This window comes from Pseudomonas sp. BGI-2 (genome assembly GCF_004310295.1).
Lineage (GTDB): Bacteria > Pseudomonadota > Gammaproteobacteria > Pseudomonadales > Pseudomonadaceae > Aquipseudomonas.
This window is the reverse complement of the sequence record NZ_SISB01000033.1, coordinates 1-17,298: the sequence shown is the minus strand read 5'-3', so window position 1 is coordinate 17,298 and position 17,298 is coordinate 1. Positions and strand designations below refer to the sequence as shown.

Below are 17,298 nucleotides of genomic sequence, written 5' to 3'. Positions count from 1 at the left end.
ATCGCACAGGATCGCGCCGTTCCCCATGGATTACCGCAAACCCTCCGACCGCAAAAGCATGCACTCGCGCATCGTCCAGGAATTGGGCATGCAGATCGTTTCCGGGCGCTTCAAACCGTGTGACAAACTGCCCGCCGAAGCCCTGCTGTGCGAGGAGTACGCGGTCAGCCGCCCGGTTTTGCGCGAAGCAACCCGCGTGCTGGTTGCCAAAGGCCTGGTGTATTCCCGTCCGCGGGTCGGCACCGTGGTCAAGCAGCGCAAGGAATGGCACATGCTCGATCCGGATGTGCTGCATTGGCTGATGCAAAGCAGCCCGCAGAATGAATTCTTCGATTTGCTGACCAGCGTACGCAGCATCATCGAGCCCGCTGCCGCCGCCCTCGCCGCACAATTCGCGACCGACGCTGACATCGCTTCCATCGGCGAAGCCTACCAGCGCATGGAAGCCGCACCGACACCAGAAGCGCTGTTGCAACCGGACCTGGACTTTCACAGCCGCATCGCCGATGCGACCCACAACGATCTGCTGGCCAACCTGTGCAACATGCTGTCGGTGGCGATTGCTGAAGCGCTGAAGCATTCCAACCAGCGGCCAAATCTGCATGAACTGGCGTTGCCGCGACACAAGGCGATTCTGACGGCGATCGAGAACCGTGATGCGCTGGGTGCGCGGCATGCGACGCTGGTGCAGCTGGATGATGCGCGCAGTGCACTGAATGTCGTGCTCGGCAGCGATCCCTCTTAACAGCAAAAATCCCATGTGCGAGCAAGCCCGCTCCCACAGTGGTTGGTGTGAAATTTGAGAGTTAAAAAAGCCGCAACCCGGGTTGCGGCTTTTTCGTTTCGGCTTGAAAGCGTCCCCTGGCACATCGAATTGAACAATGTGCGGTAAGCGGCTACCGCACATCCTGTCCGACGTTGATTTACGTTGCGGAACCCTTCATGCAATGGATTGCATAATGCCGACATCTACCCCACTACCCGCCGCGGGCTACACCAATATCATCGCGCGAGCGGTCAACACGCGATTCAATACCCGACCCACCTTTCGCTCGCAAACCGTTCGCATGCTCAAGGACGGCATTCTGGAAAAATACCCAAAACTGGAGTTCGACCCTGACCGAACCAAAGTTGCCCAACCAATCCCGGATGGTGCCTGGCGGCTGACACTGCTTGTGGACGTGGTGCTGGAATATCTGGCCGGCGGTGCGTTTCCCGATTTAGACGAGCAATTTGGTCGCAGCTGCTTTTTGACAAACCGAGCCCCCGCGCAACTCACCGTCGATAAAACAACGTCCCGGCTGCCCGATATGCAAGTGATCGCGAATGTCATCCGCGAATTACCCAACATTCTCTATATCGGCTTTCAGGAAGCATTGACGACTTACTGGAACGAGAAAGACGAAACCGGCGTGAGCCGCTGGCAATGGCTGGGGGATTTACTCACCGGCGTGCTGGAAACGTCGGCTACGCGCCTGTCAGCGGTAAATGCGTTACAGGCAGAGGTCCTCATGGAATTGGTCCGCCAGCCAGACAACCGGCAACGCCTTCAGCGACCTTGGGAAAAAAGCACTGTTGAAGCCTGCACGCTTCAAACCACGCTGACCAAAGGCGACGTGTCTATCACGCTGCAGACTTCCGACATCCTGGTAATTTGCGGTGATACCCATTTACTGTGCAGCGTGACCGGCAGCATCGAGTCTTACCCTTCCCTGCAAGCTTTTGGTCAGTCGTGGGGTACCCGGTTTCAGAAAAACTTCATGTTTGATTCCATGAAGTGGAAACGTTTTAAAGCGGACGGCAATATCTTTGATACCCAGGCAGCCCTGCTCCTGAACCAGCAACTGGAAGATCTCGAGTCGCTCAAACTGCCTGCCTCACAAAGTCTGGATGGCCTTGAAAAACGTTTTGATTCGGTCACCGATTTGGCCGCGCGGTTTATCGGTGGCGACAACAACCCGGCGCACCTTCGACCGATACAGACAACGATTCCCCAGTGGTTGCAGGACACGGGCAGCACGGATCGGATGGCGTGGCGCAAACACACGTTGTCGATGGCTAGCGTCTACCAGCAGATCCAGGGACGCTCGTTACGCGACGATGTCGTTGACCTTCGCACGTTCGCTAGAAATGCGCTGCTTGAACAAATGCTCAAAGACCAGCCTCTGGCACCCGGCTACAAGTCAGATGAACTGGAGTTAACCTTTCATGTGCCTGTCGGTGACCTGGGCAGCGGCTACATCGAGCCCGTTCAAATGTCACTGACCGATCTGGCGATCAAAAATCTCGCAGGCAAACCCAAAGGCCGGATGACCATCCGCCACACCGGGAATCAGCTGATTCAAGACTGGACAACCGAGACCTATTTGCTTGATCTGGTGAGTCGGGTCGATGTCGGAAAACACTACCCCGAATACATCGATGCGCAACTGCTTGGGGATAGTCCCAAGATCAAGGAGCGGCTACGACTCTTCGGTCTGGAGCTGAGCATACAGTTGCCGCTGCGTGCCCTTGAGCACTCGATCAAGGGTGAGCACGGCTTCACCCGCCAGGGCTATCGATATGTCGATGCAGTGTTCCATCCACTTGCTGCCGAGCGAATCGTTGATGAACAGTCGATCGTTATCAGGCCTTTGGCGTTTCAACGCAAGGCAGGCGCCACGTGTGACGTGGTCAGCAACATGTTCATCATCGAGCCAAAAGACCTGAATGCCGTCAACCCACATATTCTTTACCGACCGCTGTACTCAGATCCCCTGCACCAATACCCCACCCGTCAGGACTTGCTGAATGCGATAGCTCATGCCGGCCCGTTGCAAACCAGTGTGCTGACCTGGCTGCCGGATCGCGCACGGCCGATCTACGACAACAACGGGTTCAACGAACCCCACATTGTTCACTTCCATGCCGGCGACGAATTCACACTGCCGGATAAGCCGCAACCGGCGATTCTCGCAGGCGACGAAGCGGCCGGCGACTGGCTCACCGCGCTGGACGAAGGTCGATTGTTGACCAGCCTGTTTGTCAGCAACGCACGCACACTGATTGATCTGGCGGACCGGCAATCGGTGTCGAATGCCGAGAGCCGGTGGGCGATCATCCTCGAGGGTGGATGGCTGGTGTTCAACAACGTGATTCTGCCGCTGCTGCGCGGCCCCGCCATGGTCGTGGGCTGGATGCTGCAAATCGCCCACAGCCTGATCAACGATCTTCCAGCGCTGGACAGTGATGACCCGAAGGCGCGGAACCAGGCCTGGATCGATGTGCTGTTGAACATTGGCCTGCTGGTTCTGCATGTGGCCCGAGAAGACGGAGCCCCAGCACTTTCCAACAGCGCAGCGACGGAAATCCAGGACGCCCTCGCCTCCTTGCGCCGGCCTTCGCAGACGTTCTCATGGCCCACGGAGGCAACCATCACCCAGGACACTCCGGGCCTGCCCTCCGAGCCGCCGGGCAGTGGCAATACCCTGTTGGACTTCAACCTGTCGAGCGCTCGCGATTCGGCATCGGCCCGGCTGTTCAACACATTACGGGAGGTTCAGGTGCCATGGCCGACACCTCTGCCAACGCCCATTACAACCGGCGCCTTCAAAGGTTTGTACCTGATCGGCAACAAATGGCACGGCACCGTCGCGGGTCTGCTGTTTCGCGTCAGTATCGTGCCCGGGTTCGGTGAGGTTTATCTCATCCATCCAGAGCACCCGGATCATCCGGGGGTCAAGCTCAAAACCAATGGAGATGGCCGCTGGACACTGGATCAAGGGCTGAAACTGCTCGGCGGCGGGCGCAACGCACGAATCAACGCCCGGCGGGAAATCACGCAACAACGCATCAGCCTGCTGGAATTGAATCGTCAGGAGTTCGTGGACCAACAAGCTCGAGGGCAGAAGCGTGTCGACATCGCTGAAAACCTGATGCAGCTGAAAAGAAACGACCCCGCCAGCACCGAACTCGATCGCGCCACCTACAGGCAACGGTTCGTTGATGAACTGGGCAAACAGACCGAAAGCTACGCCACACTGTTGGTGGAGATCAGGGAACTGGGCGAATTGACCAAATCCGATCCCGATCCGGTGCAGCTATGCAGCCTGTCAGAAAACCTTATCAACAATACTCGCAAACAGATCGTCATCGCTGACTGGGAACGCGAAGCTGCCGATCGCCAGTACGCAGATTTGAGAAATGGTGTCGGGCATTTGCATGAAGCGCTGAAAACCGAAGGCACCGTGGTGCTGGAACGGTACTTTGAGTTCATGCGCAAAACCTCCGACATCAACGAAACCATGATCAAGCTTCTTGAACAGGTGGACAGTCGACTGCAGGAACTCAAGCGGGTCCCTCGCCTGGGCATCGAGTACTGGAAACGACTGACCGGCAACAGGCCCGAAAATGAAATGACGGCACTGCGAGTCAAGTGCTACCAGATGAGTGTCTTGCGCCTGCTCAGTCTCAAGGCCCTCGGAAGCAACACCATGGGTGTGCTCGAACACACCCTCAGCCCCTTGCTGCTGCTGTCTCGCTCGCATGCAGAACTGCAAACGGAGCACACCTACAGCAATAGCGACCGGATCGCCGTTCTGGAGAATCTGGTCGATCAGTACAACAAGGCACAGGACGGACTTGAGGCGATAGGCATTTTCAGTACAGATGAACTGCAGACACATCCCTTCAATCGTCTGCGCGAGCTCATTGATCAGCTGCGTGTCGATGCCGAGCGACGTCTGGCGGAAGCGCTTCAACTGCAGCCGCAACCGCAGGAGCCGTCAACGTCTGCATCCGGACCCTGGCCGCCGGTGAAACGTCCCTATTCATGGTCCAGTCGCAAGAGGGTTATCAAAACTGCCAAAGGCACATTGATTGGCGATCTGCGCCAACGAATCGCCAACCAGGGAGGCGACATTGTCGACATCAACCACCCTTTCGAAGAAAGGCCACTGGCTTCGTTCCACGAGCACGAGCCCAATGTCTGGGTAGAAGTTGTCGATATCAGGCCGGTAACTCCCAAGGCTCCGCACCCCTATCAGCAGCTCAAGGGTGATGCCCGCAAGGCGTTGGCCGATGTCGATAAACACGTGCAAAAGATTGAGGGTTACGCGCAACGCGCCAGTTCTCCCAAGGAAATCGAAGAGCAATTGCAACGTGAGGCACAAAAGCTGATCGGGTACGCCGATAGCCTGGAGCAGCACGAAAGCCCTCCGTCCAACCGGGATCCAGACGTTTCGCTGATCAATGGACTCAGGGACAAGGCGTGCATCCTCAACACCAAGGCGACCGAACTTCGCACCCGCATGACTCTCGCCCGACCGCCCAGTAGCGAGGGCGTGGAATACCTGCTGCGGCGCAACGCCATTTTTGCGCGAATCATCGGCCAACGGGTTCAGCTGAAAACCGGACGGCGTGACTTCATGCAAGAGTACGTCTTGTTGAATAACGACAATCAAGCCTGCTGGTACGGGCATTTTCACTATGCCAACGCGGATGATGCCAAGATTGACTACACCCAGGCCCATCTAAAAACGAGAGAACAACGCTTCGAAACCTACGAATCGGCCATGGCCAAGGCCAAGGATCCGAGGCAAAAAATCGATATGCATCATGGAATCATCAGCAAGGAACTAGCGAACAGCGATTTTTTACCGTTGGAACCGCGCTGAGTTTTCCAATCGCCCATTAAAAAAGCCGCAACCTGAGGTTGCGGCTTTTTTTGGTTTTGTGTCTCGTCCTGAATAAGGTTTAGTGAGCGAACAACGAGTTGCCCTTCTGCCCCGCCAGTTTCTCCGGTTTGATCAGGAACCGTGCCAGCGCTGGCAGCAGCCACAGTGCGCCGAACATGTTCCAGAGCAGCATGAAGGTCAGCATCAGGCCCATGTCGGCCTGGAACTTGATGGCCGAGAAGATCCAGGTGCACACGCCGATCGCCAGGCACAGGCCGGTGAACAGCACGGCTTTACCGGTGGACTTCAGCGTCTGGTAGTACGCCTCTTGCAACGGCAGGCCCGCACGCAGGAAGCTTTCCAGACGGCTATAGATGTAAATGCCGTAGTCCACGCCAATCCCCACCCCGAGCGCCACCACTGGCAGGGTCGCGACTTTCACGCCGATGCCCATGAAGGCCATCAGGGCGTTGCCGAGTACCGACGTCAGCACCAGCGGCAGCACGATGCACAAGGTCGCCGCCCAGGAACGGAAGGTGATCATGCACATGGTCGCGACGCAGATGTAGACGAGGATCAGGATGGTCAGCTCGGATTCCTTGATCACCTCGTTGGTGGCCGCCTCGATGCCCGCGTTACCCGCCGCGAGGATGAATTCCAGGCCGTCCTTGTTGTTTTCCTTGGCGAAGTCCTGCACCGCATGCACCGCGCGATCCAGGGTGGCGGCCTTGTGGTCGTTGAGGAACACCAGTACCGGCGCCAGGGAGCAACTGTTGTTGTACAAGCCATCGGCACGGGCGATGGAGTTGTTCAGTACGTCAGGGTTGCGCGACAGGGTTTCCCATTTCAGGTTGCCCTCGTTCATGCCCTTGATCATCTGTTTGGATACGGTCACCAGGGAGATCGCCGACTGCACGCCCTCGGTGTTCTGCATCTTCCACATCAGTTCGTCGATCGGCGCCATGGCTTCGTAGCGCGAGCAGCCTTCGGACTTGGTCTTGACCATCACCACCAATACGTCGGAACTGGTGGAGTAGTTGCTGATGATGAAGTTGTTGTCCTTGTTGTATCGCGAGTCCGGACGCAACTCGGGAGCACCCTGATCGAGGTCACCGATCTTCAGGTTCTGGCTGTACCAGAGGCCGCCACCGAAGGCCAGCAAGGCCAGGATGATCGACACCGGTGCGACTTTCGGGCTGGCGAAGCTCGACAGCAGGCGCCAGAACGGGTGTTCGCGGTGTGCATCCTTCTTGCTGCGTTCGACGGCGCGTTTGCTGATACCAACGTAGGAGATCGCCACCGGCAGCAGGATCAGGTTGGTAAACACGATCACCGCTACACCAATGGAGGCGCCGATGGCCAGTTCACGAATCACACCGATGTCGATGATCAGCAGCGTGATGAAGCCCACTGCGTCCGCGAGGATCGCGATCATCCCCGGCAGGAACAGCTGACGGAACGTGCGCCGTGCGGCGGTCAAGGCGTTGTCGGCTTCGCTGGACTGCAACGCGATCCCGTTGATCTTCTGCACGCCGTGGGAAATACCGATGGCGAAGATCAGGAACGGCACCAGCATCGAATACGGATCGAGTCCGAAGCCAAAGAAGTGCATCAACCCCAACTGCCAGACCACCGCCACCAGCGTGGTACTCAACACCGCCACAGTGCTGCGCATGCAGTTGGTGAACCAGTACAGCAGGATCAGCGTGATGATGAAGGCAACGCCGAAGAACATCACCACCATGACCAGGCCATCAATCAGGTCGCCGACTTTCTTGGCGAAACCGACGATATGGATCTGCACGTTAGGGTTCTGCGCTTCAAACTTGTCGCGAATCTTTTCTTCCAACTCGTGGGAGAACTTGCGGTAGTCCAGCGCCAGCAACTTGCCCTGGTCCTGCGGATCCGGGTAGGACTCCAGCAGCGGGATATCGACGATGCTCGACTTGAAGTCGTTGGCCACCAGACGCCCGACCTGACCGGACTTGAGCACGTTGTTGCGCAGCAGGTCGAGGCTTTGCTGGGAGCCGTTATAGCTCTGCGGAATGACTTCGCCACCGGCAAAACCCTCCTCCGTCACCTCGGTCCAGCGTACGCTTGGGCTCCACAACGACTTGAGGCCGGAACGATCGACACCGGAGATGTAGAACACCTCGTCGTTGATCTGACGCAGGGTCTCCATGTATTCCTTGGAGAAGATGTCGCCATCGGTGGCTTCCACCGAAATGCGCACCGTGTTGCCCAGGTTCGCCAGATCGTTACGGTGCTCCATCATCTTTTGAATGAATGGATGCTCCAGGGGGATCATTTTTTCGAAACTGGTGGACGGCCGGATCAGCGTCGCCTGCCAGAACAGGAAGATGCTGACCAGCAGGCAGATGACGATCACTGCCGGGCGGTTATTGAAAATCAGGCGTTCAAGAAACGTCGCCTTGTCTTGGTGATGACTGCTCAAGGATGTCATAGACCCGCCTTCTTGTTATTTGCCCGGCTCATTTGGACGACCCGTTTTTGCCATTCTCTGCGCCGGCACCGGTTGGCGAGGTGATGCGAACGCCGCCCTGCCCCGCCAGAATCAGATTGCCGTTGCCTGCTGCAGTCACTGCCGAAACGGAAATGCGATCCGGACGGTTGAACACGCTGAAGGTTTCGCCGTTGTCGTTGCTGCGGATCACCGAGCCGCCGTTGCCGACGATGACGATGGAGCCGTCGTCAAGCAACGTTGCGCCGGACAGACCGAACTCCAAAGCGCCGCGGGCAGCCTTGAGCTCGACCGGCTCCCAGGTGGTGCCGAAATCGGTGGAGCGAAACAGATTGCCGCGCAACCCGTAGGCCAGCAGCGTGTTGGCCTGAGCGGTGCCGATCACGCCGAACAGCGAACCTTCGTATGGGCCTTCAAGCTTTTCCCAGGTCTGGCCCCAGTCGGCAGAGCGGAACATGCTGCCCTGCTCGCCGACGATGAACAGCCCGGCATCCTTGACCGCCGCAATGCCGTTGAGGTGGTACTGGTCTTCGTTGTCGAGGCGATCGCTGGCATCCTCCCAATGCTTGCCACCGTCGGTGGTGGCCAGCAACGCGCCGTAAGCACCCACGGCAAAGCCGCTGTTGACGTCCTGGAACCAGACGTCGAGCAGCGGCGATTCGCGTTTCAAATCTTCGAATTGCTTGGTCCAGGTAGCGCCACCGTCCTCGCTGGCGAGGATCTGTGCGTCATGGCCGACGGCCCAGCCGTGCTTGTCATCGGCGAAAAACACCGACGCCAACAATTGCCGGGTAGGCACCTTGGCCTGGGTCCAGGTGGCACCCTGGTCATCGGAATACAGAATGTGCCCGCGATCACCGACGGCCACCAGGCGCTTGCCGGCATGCACGACGTCGAGCATCAGGCTCTTGCTGGCTTTGGCAGATTCAACGGAATACACGATGTCGGATGCTGGCGCCGCAGCAGCCAACGCAGGTGCCGACAGCACCGCACAACCCAACAGCGAGAGCGCTGTAGCCAGCAACGCGAACTTGCGTAATACCGGCGGGCGGCAAATACCCACACCCATGACAGGCTCACTCATAGACCTTCCCCCATTATTATTGTTAGGTCATTTAACCTTTCAGGGCGCCGTAACGGTGCTCATCGGGATTGCCTGTTCTGGAGCATAGTCCTGAAATGCGCAATCTAGAGCCCCTTCGGAAGCTGGCTTATCCTATCGGGGTTTGGAAAGGTCTGACAATCGACGCCACGTTATGTTTTGTTAACTGGGGGGCATAACGGGCGTGAGTGAATGGGGAGGTATTCTGAGGGGTGATGTTTAGCAAGATCGTGAAGATCGTTCCCACGCTCTGCGCGCAGAGCGTGGGAACGATCAGGTACTCCGCGGAACAGGGATCAAGCCAGGCTTTTGCTGACCACCTCGAACACATCACTGGACAACTGACCCGAAGCACGAATCCGCTCCAGCTCACCTTTCATCAAAGCCTGACGAGCGTCGTCGTATTTGCGCCAGCGAGTCAGCGGTGCCAGTTGGCGAGAAGCGATCTGCGGGTTAAACCCGTTCAACTCGATCACCAGATCCGCCAGGAACCGATACCCGGACCCGTCAGCCGCATGGAAGTTGATCAGGTTCTGCCCGGCAAACGCACCGACCAGTGCCCGCACCTTGTTCGGGTTCTTGATGTTGAACGCCGGATGCTCCATCAACTGACGAACACGCTCCAGACCACCCGGCAACGTGCTGCCCGCCTGGACACTGAACCACTGATCCATGACCAGCGGATTGTCCTTGAAGTGCTCGGCAAAACTCGCCAGCGCCCGTGCTTTGTCTTCTTCATAGGGCGAGTTGACCAACACCGCCAACGCCGTCAGGCGTTCGGTCATGTTGTCGCTGGTCTCGAATTGTTCAAGCATTGCCGCCAACACTTCCGGCTTGCCGCTGAGCATCAGGTACGACAGCGCAATGTTCTGCAACGCGCGACGCGCAAAATGCTCCGCCTCGGCCACATACGGGGTTTTCTTCGACAGGTCGCGGTTGGCCTGATAACGCAGCCACAGCGCTTCGAACAAACCTTCAGCCAATTGCTTGCGGGCAAACTCGCGAGCGCTATGGATGGCATCGACGTCAGCCACTTCGCTGATTTCAGTCAGGTACGCCTCGCCTGGCAGCGAAAGCATTTCCGCAACCATCGCCTGGTCCAGCGTCTCGTCGGACAGCACGGTACGCAAGGCAGAAATCAGGCGCTGATCCAGCACCAGTTTCTCGCCCTTCTGCTGCTGAGCGATCAGCTCTTGCAGCACCTGAACTGACAATTGCTGACCGGCATCCCAGCGGTTGAAACCGTCGCTGTCGTGCTGCATCAGGAACATCAGTTGATCGCGGTTGTACGGGAAGCTCAGTTTCACCGGTGCCGAGAAACCGCGCAGCAACGAAGGCAGCGGCTGTTCGGCGATGTCGACGAAGGTGAAGGTCTGCTCGGCTTCGGTCACCGAAATGACCCGCGAAGTGCCTTGGGCACTGGCTTCACCGGAAAGACGCAACGCAAGGGCCGCCCCTTTCGGGTCCAGCAGGCCCAATTCCACAGGAATCACGAACGGCAGTTTTTCAACCTTGTCCGGGGTCGCCGGGCAGCTCTGGCGGAAGGTCAGGCTGTAGGTTTTCGCCGCCGCATCGTAAGACTCGCTCACCGCCAGACGCGGCGTGCCGGCCTGGCTGTACCAGCGTTTGAACTGGGTCAGGTCGACACCGTTGGCGTCTTCCATGGCTTTGATGAAGTCATCGCACGTCACGGCCTGGCCGTCATGGCGTTCGAAGTACAGGTCGCTGCCTTTGCGGAAGCCTTCGGCGCCGAGCAAGGTGTGGATCATGCCGACCACTTCCGAACCCTTTTCGTACACGGTCAGGGTATAAAAGTTGGAAATCTCGATGAAGCTGTCCGGGCGCACGGCGTGAGCCATGGGACCTGCGTCTTCGGCGAACTGATGGGTGCGCAGGTACGCCACGTCCTGGATACGCTTCACGGTCGCCGAGTTCATGTCGGCGGAGAAGCCCGAATCGCGGAACACGGTGAAGCCTTCCTTGAGCGACAACTGGAACCAGTCGCGGCAGGTCACGCGGTTGCCCGACCAGTTGTGGAAGTACTCGTGAGCGACGATCGCTTCGACACGCTGGTGCGCGGCGTCGGTCGCGGTTTCGGCGCGGGCCAGCACGGCGCTGGAGTTGAAGATGTTGAGGCCCTTGTTCTCCATGGCGCCCATATTGAAGTCGTTAACCGCGACAATCATGAAGATGTCCAGATCGTACTCGCGACCGTAGACCTCTTCGTCCCAGCGCATAGACTTCTTCAGGCTGTTCATCGCGTGCTGGCACTTGTCGATGTTTTCCGGCTCGACATAAATGCGCAGCGCGACGGAGCGCTCGCTCATGGTGGTGAAGGTGTCTTCGACGCACCACAAGTCACCGGCCACCAGCGCGAACAGGTAGGCAGGTTTCTTGAACGGGTCTTCCCAGGTCGCCCAGTGCCGGCCCTCTTCGCCGGGACCTGAGGCAATCGGGTTACCGTTGGACAGCAACACCGGATAGCTGTGCTGCTCGGCGACCACCGTGGTGGTGAAGGTGCTCATCACGTCCGGGCGGTCGAGGTAATAGGTGATCTTGCGGAAGCCTTCGGCCTCGCACTGGGTGCAGAACATCGTGCCGGATTTGTACAAACCTTCCAGGGCGGTGTTGGTTTCCGGGTGGATCTTGACGCTGGTATCGACCGTGAACGTGGTGCTGGTCGGGTGCAGGGTCAGATGGCTTTCAGTCAGTTGATAATCAGCGTCGCTCAACTCGTTGTCGGCCAGGGTGACCGACAGCAGTTCGAGTTGCTGGCCATCCAGCACCAGCGGCGGCAGGCCCGGACCACGCTCAGGATTGCGGCGCATCACCAGTTGCGCATGGACCAGGCTGTGGTCCTCGAACAACTCGAAGGTCAGGTGCGTCTCGTCGATCAGGTACTCGGGCGCCTGATAGTCCTTCAGGTAAATCATCTTCGGTTGTTCGGTGCGCATGCTGGAGTCCTTACTGATGCACGGCGAGCTGATAAGCCGTGTATTTACGAATATTGATTACGCCGGTGTCGAAAATCAGGTATTGGCCCTTGATCCCCAACAGCGTGCCTTCGGCAATCGGATTCTTGTCCAGGTTGAAGCTGACGATTTTGGCCGGGTATTGCTCGACCGGATAGCGGATTTCGAGGGTTTCTACGTCGGCAATGGTCTGGATCGCTTGTAGGCCAAATCGTTCCTGCAAACCTTGCAAACCTTCGGCGCAACTATCAAATAGCTGATCGCGAACCTCGGCCAGGTTCACCAACACCGCGTCGCCCTTGAGTAAAGCACGCCAATTGGTCTTGTCTGCCACCTGACTGCGGAACAGGTCTTCGACAAACCCCGACTGTTGGCGGGTCGAGACGCGCATGATCGGCAACGCCTGACGGGCGCCCTGGTCGATCCAGCGAGTCGGCAGCTGGGTGGCGCGGGTAATCCCGACCTTCACCCCGGATGAGTTCGACAGATACACAATGTGATCGGTCATGCAGAACTTCTCGCCCCACTCCGGCTCACGGCAGGTGCCAGCGTCGTAGTGGCAACGCTCCGGGCTCATGATGCAGAGATCGCACTGCGCCAGTTTGGTCATGCACGGGTAGCAATACCCCTGGCTGAAACTGGTTTTGGTCTTGCGCCCGCAATGGGAGCAATGGATTGCCCCCAAGTATTCCAAACGCACCGTGGAGCCGATCAATGGATTGACCGGCACCTCGACGTCGTCCAGACGAAACGCGTACTGCACGTTCGGCCCGTCAAGGCGCGCCGACATTTTGCTGATAGCACCGCGGCCAATCTCAATCAATGGACGGCATCCGACTTGAACAGGATGTTCGGCACGCTGATCGACTTCGAACTGCATTCCTGCGGGCCCATGTAGCCGGTACGCACTTCCTCGGGCAGGTTCTGGATTTCCCAGGCGATCATCGCTTGCAACGACAGTTCGCGTTGCTCGGCGGTGAGTTTGCCACCGTCGGACCATTTGCCGATTTCCACGGCCAGTTTCAGGCTCTGGTAGATATCGGGGGTGATGTTTTGGATCATTTCGTTAAAAGAGGACATCAAGGGCTCCGCTCTTTAATACATAACTGATTTAGACGGCCAGTTTACGGCGGTTGTACAAACCACCCAACAAACCGGTCAAGCATCCGACGAGCAACCCGCTGACGTGGGCCGCGTTGGCGATTTCACCGAAACCGATCATCGAGACCAGGCCCGACAGGCACAGCACCAGCCACACCAGCATCATCACCAGTACGCCGCGCGGCAGGCGATAAGCCGGGTTCGGCGACAACATCTGGAAAATCCAGCAATGCCCGAGCAGGCCGTACAGCACACCGGACAACCCGCCAAACAAGGTCGGGCCGCTGAAAACAAACTGGGCGTAGTTCGAGACCAGGCTGAAGAGCAAGGTCAGGCCGATCAGGTTGATGCTGCCTTGGCGCGACTCGATGCGCCGCCCCAGCTCCCAGTACCACATGCCGTTCATGGCCAGGTGCAGGATGCCGAAATGGATCAGCATCGGCGTCACCAGACGCCACCACTGCCCCGCCGCCAGGCTGTCAGCCAAAGGCACAAAATGGATGTACTCGCCGACGATGCGGAAATCGAGGAAGGTCAGCCAGCGCATCGTGTCGAGGTTTTCGCCCAGCAGCGTCACCGCACCGACAATCAGGCTCAGCAGCAACACCAACCCGGTCGCCTTGGCATGACGCAGCTGCTCGACGAAACCGGGACGTTTGGTGGTTTGCGCGACCGGAATGTCCAGCTGCTGATCAGGGTCGCCCGCCGGAAAACGTTCATATAAAGAGCGGACGTCTTCGCTGATATTGGCCGGCACCCACAGCACCTGTTCGCCCGACTCTTCGCTGACCCGATGCGGCACTTGCATGCGTTGCAGCAGTTTGACGAACCCACTCAAATCCACCGCCAGCGGCAGACGTAAAACGGCAACGGTACTCATTGCAGCATCTCCGGCCGCTCGACATCGACCCAGACAAATTTGTGCGGGTCGAGACGGGTTTCCTGATCCAGGCGATAGGCGACCAGTTTGCCGTAGAGCACCGCGCTGTAATCCAGGCAGGCCAGGTTTGGACGGATCGGTGCCGGTTTGCCGCTGCGCCAGTAATGGCCGACGAACAATAGCGGTTCATCGACGCCGTAACGCAGCAAAGTGTTTTTTTCGGTGGACGACAGTGGCGTCTGGGCCACGGGTTCGGGCAAGGCGTCAGGCTGGAACACAATGTCTCCGTAGGTTTGCGGGTCGTCTTCCCAGAATTTGGTGCGGAAGAATGAACGCGTCAGGCCATCGCCGCTGGTCATGGTCAAGCCGTGCGGCAAACGCATGTCGGTGCCGCGCAGCAAGCGATCGAACACGGTGCAGGCGAAACTGCCCGGCACAGCGGAGGCCTGGAGGAAATGTTCGTCGACGCAACCGTTGGGGAACAGCGCGCGCAACGGCTCGATCAGGCCGGAATCCCAGCAGGCATGCACCACGCGGAAACGTCCGGCATCCACGAACAATGGCAATTCGTAGAACCATTGCTGGAAGTCATGCCAGTCGCCCGGATGATCTTCAAATTGAGTCAGGGTTTCACCAAGCAGGCGTGCATGGCGTGGCGTGTGTTCGCGCACGAACTGCTTGCCACTGCCCGGCGGCGCCGGTGTAGCCCAGCCGAGGGCGTTGAATTCATGGTTGCCCATGATGCACAACGCCTGACCGGCCTCGACCATGTCGTGGACGATGTGCAGCGCCTCGCGAATCCGCGGGCCGCGGTCGATGATGTCACCGACGAACACCGCCATGCGCGATGGATGTCGCCAGACGCCACCTTGTTTGTGATAACCGAGCCGGTCGAGCAAGTGCTCAAGGGTCAGAGCGCAACCGTGCACGTCACCGATCAGGTCGTAGCTACGCGCGGGATCGAGCATCAGTCGCCTCCACCACCCAACCGGCTGCCCCAGCCGAGCTTGGTCCGGCAGACTTCATAGTAGTTGTGGTCGAGCGGGTGAATCAGCCGCAGCTTCTGGGCTTTTTTGCTGATGGTGATGGTGTCGCCCGGCGCGCAGGTGAAATGGTTCTGCCCGTCACAGGAGACTTGCGGGTAAATCTGCATATCTTTGGACACGACGATTTTCAGCTCACTGTTGCCATCGACCACAATCGGCCTGCCCGACAAGGTATGGGGGTACATCGGCACAATCACAATAGCGTCGAGCTTTGGATGCATGATCGGCCCGCCCGCCGACAGCGCATAGGCGGTCGAACCGGTGGGCGTGGCGACGATCAGGCCGTCGGCCTTCTGGCTGCAGACGAACTGGCCGTCGATGTACAGCTCGAACTCGATCATCCGCGTCGATTTGCCGGGGTGCAGCACCACGTCGTTCAGCGCGTCGCCCTGGCCGATGGCTTCGGCGTGGCGCCGCACTTCGGCTTGCAGCAGGAAGCGGTTTTCCACCAGATAGTGGCCGTCGAGCACTTCGGCGACTTTGACTTCCAGTTCATCAGGGCGAATATCGGTCAGGAAACCGAGGCTGCCCCGGTTGATGCCGAGCACCGGGATATTGTGTCGGGCCAAGGCACGCGCGGCGCCGAGCAGGCTGCCGTCACCGCCGACCACAATCACCATGTCACATACTTCGCCGAGCATCTTGCGTGACGAGGTTTGCAGGCCATGACCCGGCAGGACTTCGGCGATGGTGTCTTCGAGGATCACGTGCAGGTGACGATCGAGCAGAAACCGTTTCAGTCGGCGGACGGTATCCAGCACCTGCGAACTGCCCAGGCGACCGATGATGCCGATATTACGAAATTGCTCCATGAGGTTCCTGCGCGACGGTGAAAAACACGATTATGGTCGAAAGCGCGGGATAGACAAAATCCTTTCAGCCACAAGGGTGTACTCATGTTTAGGGCTATGCTCGCAAGATGATCCTATTTCCCGATTTGCTCCAGTTACCCCACCGGTTGCGCCACCCTGAAGTGCGCGACCTGGCGTGGGTCATCCTCGCGCCGCCGATGCTCGACATCACCCCGTGGCCGCAACGCCATCCGCTGGCCGGCAGCGACTGGGTGCAAGCACCGGAGCGGCTGGAACATTGGCTGAGGCAACTCGATCGTGACAGTTATGACTTGCTGCACTGGCTGGCACAAGCCAGGACCCGGCGACTGGGTCTGTATTACGAACGCCTGTGGCAATACGCCGTGCGCCATGCCCCGGGCATCGAGTTGATTGCCGCCAACATGCCGATCCGCCGCGAAGGCCACACGCTAGGTGAGCTGGACATGCTGTTGCGCGACCGCGATGGCGTGCATCACCTGGAACTGGCAATCAAACTTTATCTGGGCCCGCAGAAGGGTGACGGACACGACACGGCGCAATGGCTCGGGCCGGGCTGCCACGATCGGCTGGACCGCAAGCTGGCGCACCTGTCGCAGCATCAGTTACCGATTTCCGCCCGACCCGAGAGCCGCGAGGTGCTGGCGGCGCTGGATATCCAGCAGTTCAGCGCGCATCTGTGGCTGGGCGGCTATCTGTTGTATCCGTGGCCAGGACAAGCCGCCCCCCCCAGCGGCGCGCATCCGCAGCATTTGCGCGGCAGCTGGCTGCATCAGAAGGACTGGGCGGATTTTGTCGTGCAGCGCCCGTTCGGCCGCTGGCAACCCCTGCCCCGCCATGCCTGGCTGGCGCCGGCGCATTATTCTGTGGAACAGACCTGGAATACCGAGCAGTTGAATGCGTGGCTCAGCGATCTGGAGCCTTTGGCCCCGGCGCAACTGATGGTGCGGCTGATCGAGAATGCCGACGGTGATTGGGAGGAAGCTGAGCGCTTGTTTCTGGTGGCGGATCTTTGGCCGAATGTGCCGGGTAGTGGCTGAGAATTGTAGTGTCTGGTCTGACCCCTTCGCGGGCAAGCCACGCTCCCACAAGGATTGCGCAGAACCTGTAGATACTCTGTTCACGGTCAAGCTTTCGCGAGATGTTTTTCGCTAAAAAGCTTGGCCGTATTAAATTCTTCTCCAGAACGCATGCATGCCCATAACCCGGTCAGGTATTTACGCATCACTGC

General features: G+C 58.6%; 11 protein-coding genes. 3 read left to right on the top strand and 8 right to left on the bottom strand.

The window, feature by feature from the left end:
- Positions 1-25 precede the first annotated feature (25 nt).
- A complete protein-coding gene (locus tag EYC95_RS21125) occupies positions 26-745 on the top strand; it encodes a FadR/GntR family transcriptional regulator (RefSeq protein WP_131062060.1) in 720 nt (239 codons plus the stop codon).
- A 136-nt stretch (positions 746-881) separates the two neighbouring features.
- Positions 882-5,654, top strand: coding sequence for a dermonecrotic toxin domain-containing protein (locus EYC95_RS21120; RefSeq protein ID WP_256656982.1), 4,773 nt, complete (start codon positions 882-884; stop codon positions 5,652-5,654).
- Positions 5,655-5,733: 79 nt separating this feature from the next.
- Here EYC95_RS21120 and EYC95_RS21115 read toward each other — a convergent pair whose 3' ends face one another.
- The 8 genes from EYC95_RS21115 to EYC95_RS21080 all read right to left on the bottom strand — a co-directional run bounded on the left by EYC95_RS21115 (position 5,734) and on the right by EYC95_RS21080 (position 16,049).
- Positions 5,734-8,118: an RND family transporter gene (locus tag EYC95_RS21115; protein ID WP_131062059.1), complete on the bottom strand. Its 2,385-nt coding sequence runs from the start codon at positions 8,116-8,118 to the stop codon at positions 5,734-5,736.
- 28 nt (positions 8,119-8,146) lie between these two features.
- Positions 8,147-9,220, bottom strand: coding sequence for a YCF48-related protein (locus EYC95_RS21110; protein WP_131062058.1), 1,074 nt, complete (start codon positions 9,218-9,220; stop codon positions 8,147-8,149).
- Positions 9,221-9,534: 314 nt separating this feature from the next.
- The gene (pepN, locus tag EYC95_RS21105) at positions 9,535-12,192 is read right to left on the bottom strand and encodes an aminopeptidase N (protein WP_131062057.1); all 2,658 of its coding nucleotides are present in this window, start codon (positions 12,190-12,192) and stop codon (positions 9,535-9,537) included.
- 10 nt (positions 12,193-12,202) lie between these two features.
- Complete coding sequence (locus tag EYC95_RS21100) at positions 12,203-13,033, bottom strand: DUF2797 domain-containing protein (protein WP_131062056.1); 831 nt, start codon at positions 13,031-13,033, stop codon at positions 12,203-12,205.
- Positions 13,030-13,290: a YeaC family protein gene (locus EYC95_RS21095; RefSeq protein WP_131062055.1), complete on the bottom strand. Its 261-nt coding sequence runs from the start codon at positions 13,288-13,290 to the stop codon at positions 13,030-13,032. The genes EYC95_RS21100 and EYC95_RS21095 overlap by 4 nt, the downstream gene beginning before the upstream one ends.
- Positions 13,291-13,321: 31 nt before the next feature.
- Positions 13,322-14,191, bottom strand: coding sequence for a rhomboid family intramembrane serine protease (locus EYC95_RS21090; RefSeq protein WP_131062054.1), 870 nt, complete (start codon positions 14,189-14,191; stop codon positions 13,322-13,324).
- Positions 14,188-15,162 carry a metallophosphoesterase gene (locus EYC95_RS21085; RefSeq protein ID WP_371928431.1) on the bottom strand — a complete coding sequence of 325 codons (975 nt, stop codon included), beginning with the start codon at positions 15,160-15,162 and terminating at the stop codon, positions 14,188-14,190. Before EYC95_RS21085 ends, EYC95_RS21090 begins: the two co-directional genes overlap by 4 nt.
- The gene (locus EYC95_RS21080) at positions 15,159-16,049 is read right to left on the bottom strand and encodes an NAD(+) kinase (RefSeq protein WP_010459816.1); all 891 of its coding nucleotides are present in this window, start codon (positions 16,047-16,049) and stop codon (positions 15,159-15,161) included. Before EYC95_RS21080 ends, EYC95_RS21085 begins: the two co-directional genes overlap by 4 nt.
- A 107-nt stretch (positions 16,050-16,156) precedes the next feature.
- Between EYC95_RS21080 and EYC95_RS21075 the strand changes: the two genes are divergently transcribed.
- Complete coding sequence (locus tag EYC95_RS21075; RefSeq protein ID WP_131062052.1) at positions 16,157-17,107, top strand: DUF1853 family protein; 951 nt, start codon at positions 16,157-16,159, stop codon at positions 17,105-17,107.
- Positions 17,108-17,298: the final 191 nt, after the last annotated feature.

Bases quoted from the DNA above. Each gene is read 5' to 3' on its own strand.
- EYC95_RS21125 (WP_131062060.1), top strand. From the start codon at position 26: ATGGATTACCGCAAACCCTCCGACCGCAAAAGCATGCACTCGCGCATC.
- EYC95_RS21120 (WP_256656982.1), top strand. From the start codon at position 882: ATGTGCGGTAAGCGGCTACCGCACATCCTGTCCGACGTTGATTTACGT.
- EYC95_RS21115 (WP_131062059.1), bottom strand. From the start codon at position 8,118: ATGACATCCTTGAGCAGTCATCACCAAGACAAGGCGACGTTTCTTGAA.
- EYC95_RS21110 (WP_131062058.1), bottom strand. From the start codon at position 9,220: ATGAGTGAGCCTGTCATGGGTGTGGGTATTTGCCGCCCGCCGGTATTA.
- pepN (WP_131062057.1), bottom strand. From the start codon at position 12,192: ATGCGCACCGAACAACCGAAGATGATTTACCTGAAGGACTATCAGGCG.
- EYC95_RS21095 (WP_131062055.1), bottom strand. From the start codon at position 13,290: ATGTCCTCTTTTAACGAAATGATCCAAAACATCACCCCCGATATCTAC.
- EYC95_RS21090 (WP_131062054.1), bottom strand. From the start codon at position 14,191: ATGAGTACCGTTGCCGTTTTACGTCTGCCGCTGGCGGTGGATTTGAGT.
- EYC95_RS21080 (WP_010459816.1), bottom strand. From the start codon at position 16,049: ATGGAGCAATTTCGTAATATCGGCATCATCGGTCGCCTGGGCAGTTCG.
- EYC95_RS21075 (WP_131062052.1), top strand. From the start codon at position 16,157: ATGATCCTATTTCCCGATTTGCTCCAGTTACCCCACCGGTTGCGCCAC.